The sequence below is a fragment of the Enterobacter sp. CM29 genome (assembly GCF_013179605.1).
GTDB lineage: Bacteria > Pseudomonadota > Gammaproteobacteria > Enterobacterales > Enterobacteriaceae > Enterobacter > Enterobacter intestinihominis.
Genome location: NZ_JABMCU010000169.1, coordinates 1 through 9,907, shown reverse-complemented (window position 1 = coordinate 9,907; position 9,907 = coordinate 1). Strand labels below are relative to the sequence as shown.

10 protein-coding genes are annotated in these 9,907 nt (G+C 57.5%); 9 read left to right on the top strand and 1 reads right to left on the bottom strand.

Annotated elements, in window-relative coordinates; translation table 11 throughout:
• From flgD to flgL, 9 genes are all read left to right on the top strand, one after another.
• On the top strand, positions 1 to 691 hold a 691-nt coding region (gene flgD / locus HP459_RS17830; protein ID WP_171936572.1), incomplete at its 5' end, for a flagellar hook assembly protein FlgD.
• Between the two features lie 26 nt (positions 692 to 717).
• Entirely contained in the window at positions 718 to 1,926 is a 1,209-nt protein-coding gene (gene flgE, locus HP459_RS17825) for a flagellar hook protein FlgE (RefSeq protein WP_045622627.1), read from the top strand.
• 20 nt (positions 1,927 to 1,946) lie between these two features.
• Positions 1,947 to 2,702, top strand: a complete 756-nt coding sequence (locus HP459_RS17820) for a flagellar basal body rod protein FlgF (protein ID WP_171936571.1) — start codon at positions 1,947 to 1,949, stop codon at positions 2,700 to 2,702.
• 11 nt (positions 2,703 to 2,713) lie between these two features.
• A complete protein-coding gene (gene flgG / locus HP459_RS17815; RefSeq protein ID WP_000625853.1) occupies positions 2,714 to 3,496 on the top strand; it encodes a flagellar basal-body rod protein FlgG in 783 nt (260 codons plus the stop codon).
• A gap of 57 nt (positions 3,497 to 3,553) precedes the next feature.
• Positions 3,554 to 4,252 carry a flagellar basal body L-ring protein FlgH gene (gene flgH, locus HP459_RS17810; RefSeq protein WP_023299788.1) on the top strand — a complete coding sequence of 233 codons (699 nt, stop codon included), beginning with the start codon at positions 3,554 to 3,556 and terminating at the stop codon, positions 4,250 to 4,252.
• Between the two features lie 12 nt (positions 4,253 to 4,264).
• A complete protein-coding gene (locus tag HP459_RS17805; RefSeq protein WP_022647728.1) occupies positions 4,265 to 5,362 on the top strand; it encodes a flagellar basal body P-ring protein FlgI in 1,098 nt (365 codons plus the stop codon).
• Positions 5,363 to 6,316 carry a flagellar assembly peptidoglycan hydrolase FlgJ gene (gene flgJ / locus HP459_RS17800; RefSeq protein WP_063147631.1) on the top strand — a complete coding sequence of 318 codons (954 nt, stop codon included), beginning with the start codon at positions 5,363 to 5,365 and terminating at the stop codon, positions 6,314 to 6,316. It abuts the gene before it with no gap.
• A 75-nt stretch (positions 6,317 to 6,391) separates the two neighbouring features.
• Positions 6,392 to 8,032 (top strand): flagellar hook-associated protein FlgK, encoded by a 1,641-nt coding sequence (gene flgK, locus HP459_RS17795; protein ID WP_063146113.1) that lies wholly within the window; start codon positions 6,392 to 6,394, stop codon positions 8,030 to 8,032.
• A 16-nt stretch (positions 8,033 to 8,048) separates the two neighbouring features.
• Complete coding sequence (gene flgL / locus HP459_RS17790; protein WP_022647731.1) at positions 8,049 to 9,002, top strand: flagellar hook-associated protein FlgL; 954 nt, start codon at positions 8,049 to 8,051, stop codon at positions 9,000 to 9,002.
• A gap of 75 nt (positions 9,003 to 9,077) precedes the next feature.
• Here flgL and HP459_RS17785 read toward each other — a convergent pair.
• Positions 9,078 to 9,907: MFS transporter (locus tag HP459_RS17785; RefSeq protein WP_171936570.1), on the bottom strand; the 830-nt coding region annotated here is incomplete at its 5' end.

Genomic DNA, 9,907 nt, shown 5'->3' with positions numbered 1-9,907 from the left:
GAATGACCCGACAAATACCGGCGTCAACAGCACCAGTAGTGCAACCGGTTCCAGCTCTCTCACCGGGAGCAATGCCTCCGATTTACAGAGCAGCTTTCTGACCCTGCTGGTGGCACAGCTGAAAAATCAGGACCCGACCAATCCGATGCAGAATAACGAACTGACCACGCAGCTTGCGCAGATCAGTACCGTCAGCGGCATTGAGAAACTGAACACCACGCTCGGCTCGGTCTCCGGTCAAATCGATAACAGCCAGTCCTTGCAGGCCGCCAACCTGATCGGTCACGGGGTGATGATCCCGGGGACCACGATTCTGGCGGGCACCAGCACCACCGATGGCACGTCCACCACCACCACGACGCCGTTTGGCGTTGAGTTGCAGCAGCCGGCCGACAAAGTCACCGCCACCATCAAAGACGCCAGCGGCAACGTGGTGCGCACGATTGAGATTGGCGAGCTTAAAGCGGGCGTTCATACCTTTACCTGGGATGGCAGCCTGACCGACGGCACTAAAGCGCCTAACGGCTCGTATCAGGTTGCGATTAGCGCCAGCAACGGCACCACGCAGCTGGTGGCTCAGCCGCTACAGTTTGCCCTGGTTCAGGGCGTCATCAAAGGTAGCGATGGCAACAAACTGGATTTGGGTACCTCCGGTACCACCACACTCGACGAAGTTCGGCAGATTATCTAAGCCTTCATACTTATCAGGAGTAAGTCATGGCCTTTTCTCAAGCGGTCAGCGGCCTGAATGCTGCGGCCACCAACCTGGACGTCATTGGCAACAACATCGCCAACTCCGCGACCTATGGTTTTAAATCCGGTTCTGCGTCTTTTGCAGATATGTTTGCAGGTTCTAAAGTGGGCCTGGGCGTGAAGGTTGCGGGTATCACCCAGGACTTCACCGACGGGACGACCACCAACACCGGTCGCGGTCTGGACGTCGCCATCAGCCAGAACGGTTTCTTCCGTATGGTGGATGCCAACGGTTCCGTGTTCTACAGCCGCAACGGCCAATTCAAGCTGGATGAAAACCGTAACCTGGTGAACATGCAGGGGCTACAGTTAACCGGTTATCCGGTTGCCGGCACGCCGCCGACGGTGCAAACCGGTGCGAATCCGCAGGCGATCACCATCCCAACGACGCTGATGGCGGCGAAGTCCACCACCACGGCCTCTCAGCAGATCAACCTGAACTCCACCGATACCGCGCCAACCGTCGCATTCGACCCGGCCAACCCTGACTCTTACAACAAGAAAGGCACCGTGACGGTGTTTGACAGCCAGGGTAATGCGCACAACATGAACCTGTTCTATGTCAAAGACGCTACTCCAGCTAACTCCTGGAAGGTGTATTCGCAGGACGGCAGCGTAGCGGGAGATGCAGCGAAACTGGCAACCACATTGGTCTTTAATGAGAGCGGTGTGTTGACCGGCGGTGGGGAAGTCGATATCGAGACCGGGGAGATCACTGGTGCAACGGCGGCAACCTTCAAAATGAGTTTCGCGAACTCCATGCAGCAGAACACCGGTGCGAACAACATCGTGGCGACGAGCCAGAACGGTTATAAGCCGGGCGATCTGGTGAGCTACCAGATCAACGATGACGGCACCGTTGTCGGTAACTACTCCAACGAACAGACCCAGGTGCTGGGCCAGATCGTGCTGGCTAACTTTGCCAACAACGAAGGTCTGAAGTCCGAAGGAGATAACGTCTGGTCCGCCACGCAGTCTTCCGGTGTTGCCCTGCTGGGTACCGCGGGTTCCGGTAACTTCGGCACGCTGACCAACGGCGCGCTTGAAGCCTCCAACGTCGATCTGAGTAAAGAGCTGGTGAACATGATTGTCGCGCAACGTAACTACCAGTCCAACGCGCAGACCATCAAAACCCAGGATCAGATCCTCAACACGCTGGTTAACCTGCGTTAAGCGGCTGACGGGAAAGCGCAATGGATCACGCAATATATACAGCGATGGGGGCTGCAAGCCAGACGCTCAATCAGCAGGCTGTTACCGCCAGCAACCTGGCGAACGCCTCCACGCCTGGTTTTCGTGCACAGCTCAACGCACTGCGTGCGGTGCCGGTAGAAGGGCTGTCATTGCCCACGCGTACGCTGGTCACCGCCTCCACGCCGGGCGCCGACATGACGCCAGGCCAGATGGATTACACCGCGCGTCCGCTGGACGTTGCCCTTCAGCAGGACGGCTGGCTAGCGGTGCAAACGGCTGACGGCGCAGAAGGGTATACCCGCAACGGTAACATTCAGGTGAGCGCCACCGGACAGTTGACGATTCAGGGGCATCCGGTGATGGGCGAAGCCGGTCCGCTGACGGTGCCGGAAGGGTCAGAGTTGACCATTGCGGCAGACGGGACGATCTCGGCATTGAATCCGGGCGACCCGGCGAACACCGTTGCGCCTGTCGGTCGTCTGAAGCTGGTGAAAGCGGAAGGCAACGAAGTGCAGCGTGGTGATGACGGGATGTTCCGTCTGACCCAGGCGGCGCAGGCCATGCGTGGCGCCACGTTACAGGCCGACCCGACCATCCGCGTGATGTCCGGCGTGCTGGAAGGCAGTAACGTCAAACCGGTCGAAGCCATGACCGACATGATCGCCAGCGCCCGCCGCTTCGAAATGCAGATGAAAATCATCAGCAGCGTCGATGAAAACGCAGGCAAGGCTAACCAACTTCTGGCTATGAGTTAACAGGACTCCCTATGATCAGTTCTTTATGGATCGCGAAAACCGGTCTGGACGCACAGCAAACCAATATGGATGTAATTGCCAACAACCTGGCAAACGTCAGCACCAATGGTTTCAAGCGCCAGCGTGCGGTTTTCGAAGATTTGCTTTATCAAACGATTCGTCAGCCAGGGGCGCAGTCTTCTGAGCAAACCACGCTGCCGTCCGGTCTGCAAATTGGTACCGGCGTACGCCCGGTCGCCACCGAGCGTCTGCACAGCCAGGGCAACCTGTCCCAGACCAACAACAGCAAAGACGTTGCCATCAAAGGTCAGGGTTTCTTCCAGGTGCAACTGCCTGACGGGACCTCCGCCTATACCCGCGATGGTTCGTTCCAGGTGGATCAGAATGGTCAGTTGGTGACGGCGGGCGGCTTCCAGGTTCAGCCTGCGATCACCATCCCGGCGAACGCGCTGAGCATCACCATTGGCCGTGACGGTATCGTCAGTGTCACTCAGCAAGGTCAGGCCGCGCCGGTCCAGGTTGGTCAGCTCAACCTGACGACCTTCATGAACGATACCGGACTGGAAAGCATCGGTGAGAACCTCTACACCGAAACGCAGTCTTCCGGCACGCCAAATGAAAGTACCCCCGGCCTGAACGGTGCGGGGCTGCTGTACCAGGGGTATGTGGAAACCTCGAACGTTAACGTGGCGGAAGAACTGGTGAATATGATCCAGGTCCAGCGCGCCTATGAAATTAACAGTAAAGCAGTGTCGACGACCGACCAGATGCTGCAAAAACTGACGCAACTCTAAGGTGTAGCCCGGTGCGGTAAACGTCGCACCGGCTCCCTGTTTTCGAAGATGAAGGCAATGCAAAAAAACGCGGCGTTTCGTTATCCGATCCTGACTGTTCTGGCTGTCACCCTCAGCGGGTGTGCCTGGATCCCGTCTAAACCATTGGTACAGGGTGCGACTACCGCCCAACCCGTTCCCGGCCCCTCGCCGGTGGTGAACGGCTCTATTTTCCAGACCGCGCAGCCGATTAACTACGGTTATCAGCCGCTGTTTGAAGACCGTCGTCCGCGTAACGTCGGCGATACGCTGACCATTGTGTTGCAGGAAAACGTCAGCGCGAGCAAGAGCTCGTCGGCGAACGCCAGCCGCGACGGCAAAACCAATTTTGGCTTCGACACCGTACCGCGCTATCTGCAAGGGCTGTTCGGCAACGCCCGTGCGGATGTGGAAGCCTCCGGCGGCAACACCTTTAACGGTAAAGGTGGCGCGAACGCCAGCAATACCTTCAGCGGAACGCTGACGGTAACGGTTGACCAGGTTCTGGTGAACGGCAACCTGCACGTGGTGGGCGAAAAACAGATCGCCATTAACCAGGGTACGGAATTCATTCGCTTCTCCGGTGTGGTTAACCCTCGCACTATCAGCGGCACCAACACCGTACCGTCCACACAGGTGGCGGATGCGCGCATTGAGTACGTCGGCAACGGCTACATCAACGAAGCGCAAAATATGGGCTGGCTGCAACGCTTCTTCCTTAACTTATCGCCGATGTAAGCGAGGTGACCTATGTATAAATTTCTCTTCGCCGTGGCGCTGTCGCTGGTCGCTACCGTTGCGCAGGCCGATCGCATTCGCGATCTCACCAGCGTGCAGGGCGTGCGCGAAAACTCCCTGATTGGCTACGGCCTGGTGGTGGGGCTGGATGGGACGGGTGACCAGACGACCCAGACGCCGTTCACCACCCAGAGCCTTAACAACATGCTCTCTCAGCTCGGTATTACCGTACCGGCGGGGACCAACATGCAGCTGAAAAACGTGGCGGCGGTGATGGTGACCGCGTCTTATCCGGCCTTTGCGCGTCAGGGGCAAACCATCGACGTGGTTGTCTCGTCGATGGGTAACGCCAAAAGCCTGCGCGGCGGTACGTTGTTGATGACGCCGCTGAAAGGCGTCGACAGCCAGGTGTATGCTCTGGCGCAGGGCAACATTCTGGTTGGCGGGGCAGGTGCGTCGGCGGGCGGCAGCAGCGTGCAGGTGAACCAGCTGAACGGGGGACGTATTACCAACGGCGCGATCATCGAACGTGAGCTGCCGACCCAGTTCGGCACCGGCAACACCATTAACCTGCAACTGAATAACGAAGACTTCACGATGGCGCAGCAGATTGCTGACACCATCAACCGCAGCCGGGGTTACGGCAGCGCCACCGCGCTGGATGCCCGCACCGTGCAGATCCGCACGTCAACCGGTAGCAGCAACCAGGTGCGGATGCTGGCCGATATCCAGAATATGGAAGTGAACGTGTCGGTGCAGGATGCAAAAGTCATTATCAACTCCCGTACCGGATCGGTGGTGATGAACCGCGAAGTGACGCTGGACAGCTGCGCCGTGGCGCAGGGCAATCTCTCCGTCACGGTTAACCGCTCGGCCAACGTCAGCCAGCCGGATACCCCGTTTGGTGGCGGTCAGACGGTAGTGACCCCGCAAACGCAGATTGATTTACGACAGAGCGGTGGATCGTTGCAGAGCGTGCGCTCCAGCGCCAACCTGAACAGCGTGGTGCGTGCCCTGAACGCGCTGGGTGCAACGCCAATGGATCTGATGTCCATTCTGCAATCCATGCAAAGTGCAGGCTGCCTGCGCGCTAAACTGGAAATCATCTAAATGCTGACCGATAGCAAACTGTTGACCAGTGCCGCCTGGGATGCCCAGTCGCTCAACGAGCTGAAAACCAAAGCGGGCAAGGATCCGGCGGCGAATATCCGCCCGGTTGCCCGTCAGGTGGAAGGCATGTTCGTGCAGATGATGTTGAAAAGCATGCGTGAAACCCTGCCGAAAGATGGCATGTTCAGCAGCGATTCCACACGGCTTTACACCAGCATGTACGATCAGCAGATTGCCCAGCAAATGACCGCCGGAAAGGGGCTCGGCCTGGCGGACATGATTGTGAAACAGACCGCAGCCGCTCAGGGGCTCCCGCCTGAAGAGGCCCCGCCGCAGGTGCCGCTGAAGTTTGATCTGGAAAAGGTGACCAGTTATCAAAATCAGGCGCTGACCCAGATGGTGCGTAAGGCAATGCCAAAGCCGGCAGAAACGCGTGACGAGCCGCTCTCCGGCGACAGCAAAGACTTCCTGGCGCAGCTCTCCCTGCCGGCGCGTCTTGCCAGTGAAGAAAGCGGCGTGCCACACCATCTGATTCTGGCGCAGGCGGCGCTGGAGTCGGGCTGGGGGCAACGCCAGATCCGCAGGGAGAACGGCGAGCCGAGCTTCAACATCTTTGGCGTGAAGGCCACCTCCAGCTGGAAGGGGCCGACCACGGAAATTACCACCACCGAATATGAGAACGGTGCGGCAGTGAAGGTGAAAGCCAAATTCCGCGTCTACAGCTCGTATCTGGAAGCGTTGTCGGATTATGTCGGGCTGTTGAGCCGGAATCCGCGCTACACCGCCGTGACCCAGGCCACCACGCCAGAGCAGGGCGCTCAGGCATTGCAGAATGCCGGCTACGCGACCGATCCAAACTATGCACGCAAGCTGACCAGCATGATCCAACAGCTGAAATCCATGTCTGAGAAGGTCAGCAAAGCGTATAGCACAGATCTCGAAAATCTGTTCTGAAAGTTCTCAAGTCCCGGTGGAGGTTGCCGATAACCTTCATCAGGACTCGTGTCTGAACGTATAAAAGGAACCCCCATGTCCAGTTTGATTAACAGCGCCATGAGTGGCCTCAGTGCTGCGCAGTCGGCACTCAATACCGTCAGTAATAATATTTCAAGCTACAACGTGGCAGGTTATACCCGCCAGACTACCATTCTGGGCGCATCAAACAGCACCCTGACCGGCGGCGGCTGGGTGGGTAACGGGGTCTATGTCTCCGGCGTTCAGCGTGAATATGATGCGTTTATTACCAACCAGCTGCGCGCGGCGCAGAACCAGAGCAGCGGCCTGACCACGCGCTACCAGCAGATGTCGAAAATTGACGACGTGCTGTCGGATACCACGAACTCGCTTTCTGCCAACCTCCAGGATTTCTTTAAAAGCCTGCAAACGCTGGTGAGTAACGCAGAAGATCCGGCTGCACGCCAGACGGTACTCGGGAAGGCAGATGGTCTGGTAAACCAGTTCAAAACTAACGATCAATATCTCCGCGATCAGGATGCGCAGGTCAATACGGCGATTTCTACCAGCGTCGATCAGATCAATAACTACGCGAAGCAGATTGCTAACCTTAACGATCAGATTTCCCGGCTGACTGGCGTAGGGGCGGGGGCATCGCCGAACGAACTGCTCGATCAGCGCGATCAGCTGGTGAGCGAACTGAACAAAATTGTCGGTGTGGACGTGACCGTACAGGACAGCGGCACCTACAACATCTCTATCGCCAACGGCTACACCCTGGTCCAGGGCAGCAACGCCAGCCAGCTGGCTGCGGTGAAATCCAGCGCGGACCCTGCACGTACAACGATTGCGTATGTGGATGCCGCAGCAGGCAACGTGGAGATCTCAGAAAAACAGATCACCACGGGGTCGCTTGGGGGGCTGTTAACGTTCCGTTCTCAGGATCTGGATCAGGCGCGAAATACGCTTAACCAGATGGCGCTGGCGTTTGCGGATGCCATGAATACCCAGCACCAGGCGGGCTTTGATGCCAACGGGGACCCAGGCGGCAAGCTGTTTGATTTTGGCTCCCCGGCAGTGCTGAGTAACGGTAAGAACACCGGAAGCGCGTCCGTGACGGCAACGATGACGGACAGTACCAAGGTCCAGGCGACAAACTACAAAGTTGAGTATAACGGTACTGACTGGACAATCACGCGTCTGTCAGACAACACCAGCTTCACGGCTATGCCGGATACCAGCGGTAATCTGTCGTTTGATGGCCTCAACGTCAACATTAGCGGCTCGGCCAATAATAAAGACAGCTTTATCGTGAAGCCGGTGAATGACGTTATCGTGAATATGGACGTTGCGATCAGCGACGAATCCAAACTGGCGATGGCTTCCGCGCAAGGAAGCGGAGAAAGCGACAATACCAATGGCCAAAAGCTGCTGGATTTGCAGAGCGCCAAGCTGGTGGGGGGGAACAAAACCTTTAACGATGCTTATGCCGCGCTGGTCAGTACGGTGGGCAGCACCACGGCGTCGCTGAAAACCAGCAGCGAAACCAAAGTTAACGTTGTTACGCAGCTGACCAAACAACAGCAGTCAATCTCCGGGGTTAACCTGGATGAAGAGTATGGCAACCTGCAACGCTATCAGCAGTACTATCTGGCGAATGCGCAGGTGCTGCAAACGGCGAGCACGCTGTTTGATGCATTGATCAATATCCGCTAAGGCTGAGGCATAAAAAATGCGTATTAGTACTCAAATGATGTATGAGCAAAGCATGCGCGGCGTGACGAACTCCCAAAGCCTCTGGCTCAGCTACGGCGAGCAGATGTCTACGGGGAAGCGTATCAACCGTCCGTCTGACGATCCGATTGCCGCTTCGCAGGCCGTTGTGCTCTCTCAGGCCCAAACGCAAAACAGCCAGTATGCGCTGGCGCGCTCCTTCGCTACGACGAAAGTCTCGCTGGAAGAAAACGTGTTATCGCAAGTGACAACCGCTATCCAGGCTGCTCAGGAAAAGATTGTCAATGCGGGCAACGGTACGTTAAGTGACGATGACCGCGCTTCGCTGGCAACGAACCTGCAAGGTATTCGCGATCAGCTCATGAACCTGGCTAACAGCACGGACGGTAACGGTCGCTATATTTTTTCCGGTTACAAAACCGAAGCGGCGGCTTTCGACCAGGCTACGGGTGATTATAAGGGCGGCGGAACGCCAATCAGCCAGCAGGTTGACTCTGCGCGCACGATGCAAATCAGCCATACGGGCACTGAAGTTTTCGATAGCTTCACCAGCAATGCGAAGCCAGAGCCAGATGGTAGTACGCCGGAAACGAATTTGTTCAAGATCCTCGACTCCGCAATTGAAGCGCTGAATAAGCCGATTGGCGATGACGAAACGAAGGCTGAAGCATTTACGGCGGCTATTGATAAAGCCAACCGTGGCCTGAGCAACTCCCTCAACAACGTGCTGACCGTTCGCGCGGACCTCGGCATCAAGCTGGACGAGCTGGGCAAGCTGGATTCTCTGGGTGAAGACCGCGCGCTGGGCCAGACTCAGCAGATGAGCGACCTGGTTGACGTAGACTGGAACTCGGTGATTTCGTCCTACACCATGCAGCAGGCGGCGTTGCAGGCCTCGTATAAAGCCTTTAGCGATATGCAGGGTATGTCTTTGTTCCAGATGAACAGATAAGACTCTGACCTGTTTGACATGTCTTGAAACTGGGCATGTTTTGACTGCCCAACCCGTCCGGGTTGGGCATTTTTTTTACACACTTTCTGCCTGAGCGGACACCACCCGGGCGCTTTCAATCACTCTGATAGCCAGCGCAATGGCACCACACAGGGTTGCCAGTGCTACCACGCCCGTCCAGCCTGCCAGCGTATAGATATTGCTGCCTAATGCCGAACCCAGCGCCATTCCGATGAAAATGACGGTAAACAGCAGGGCGTTAAGGCGCCCACGGGCCTGCGGCTCAAGGCTGTAGACCAGGTTCTGGTGCGCCACGAGGCTGGACTGCAAACCGAGATCGAAACCGACCGCGGAGAGGGCAATCAGGAGCAACTGGCCGTGTACACCCAGGGCTGGCATCAGGAACATCAGGGCAAACGAGAGGGTCACCAGCGCGGCACCCAGTTGGGTCACTTTACCGGCGCCCAGCTTATCGGCCAGACCGCCTGCCAGCGGTGCGGCCAGCGCGCCTGCGGCTCCGGCAATACCAAAACCACCCGCCACGGCGCTGCCAAGGTGATACCGTTCCAGCAGCATGACCGCCAGCGTCGACCAGAACGCACTAAAAGCAATCGACAGAAAACCCTGAGCCAGCGCAGCCCGACGCAGCGCCGGGTAGCGACGCCAGAGGTGTTCCATGGAGCGCATCAGTGCCGGGTAGCTCAGCGTGGAATGAACGGCGAAGCGGGGAAGTACGGCCCACATCACCACGCCGATAAAGGCAATGCTTGCGGCGGCCAGCTGATACATCACTCGCCAGCCAAAGGCTTCACCCACCACGCCGCTCACGGTTCTGGAGAGCAAAATCCCCAGCAGCAGGCCGGTCATCACCGTGCCGACTGTTTTTCCCTGTTTGCCTTCCGGCG

Bases quoted from the DNA above. Each gene is read 5' to 3' on its own strand.
- flgJ (WP_063147631.1), top strand. From the start codon at position 5,363: ATGCTGACCGATAGCAAACTGTTGACCAGTGCCGCCTGGGATGCCCAG.
- flgE (WP_045622627.1), top strand. From the start codon at position 718: ATGGCCTTTTCTCAAGCGGTCAGCGGCCTGAATGCTGCGGCCACCAAC.
- HP459_RS17805 (WP_022647728.1), top strand. From the start codon at position 4,265: ATGTATAAATTTCTCTTCGCCGTGGCGCTGTCGCTGGTCGCTACCGTT.
- flgH (WP_023299788.1), top strand. From the start codon at position 3,554: ATGCAAAAAAACGCGGCGTTTCGTTATCCGATCCTGACTGTTCTGGCT.
- HP459_RS17820 (WP_171936571.1), top strand. From the start codon at position 1,947: ATGGATCACGCAATATATACAGCGATGGGGGCTGCAAGCCAGACGCTC.
- flgL (WP_022647731.1), top strand. From the start codon at position 8,049: ATGCGTATTAGTACTCAAATGATGTATGAGCAAAGCATGCGCGGCGTG.
- flgK (WP_063146113.1), top strand. From the start codon at position 6,392: ATGTCCAGTTTGATTAACAGCGCCATGAGTGGCCTCAGTGCTGCGCAG.
- flgG (WP_000625853.1), top strand. From the start codon at position 2,714: ATGATCAGTTCTTTATGGATCGCGAAAACCGGTCTGGACGCACAGCAA.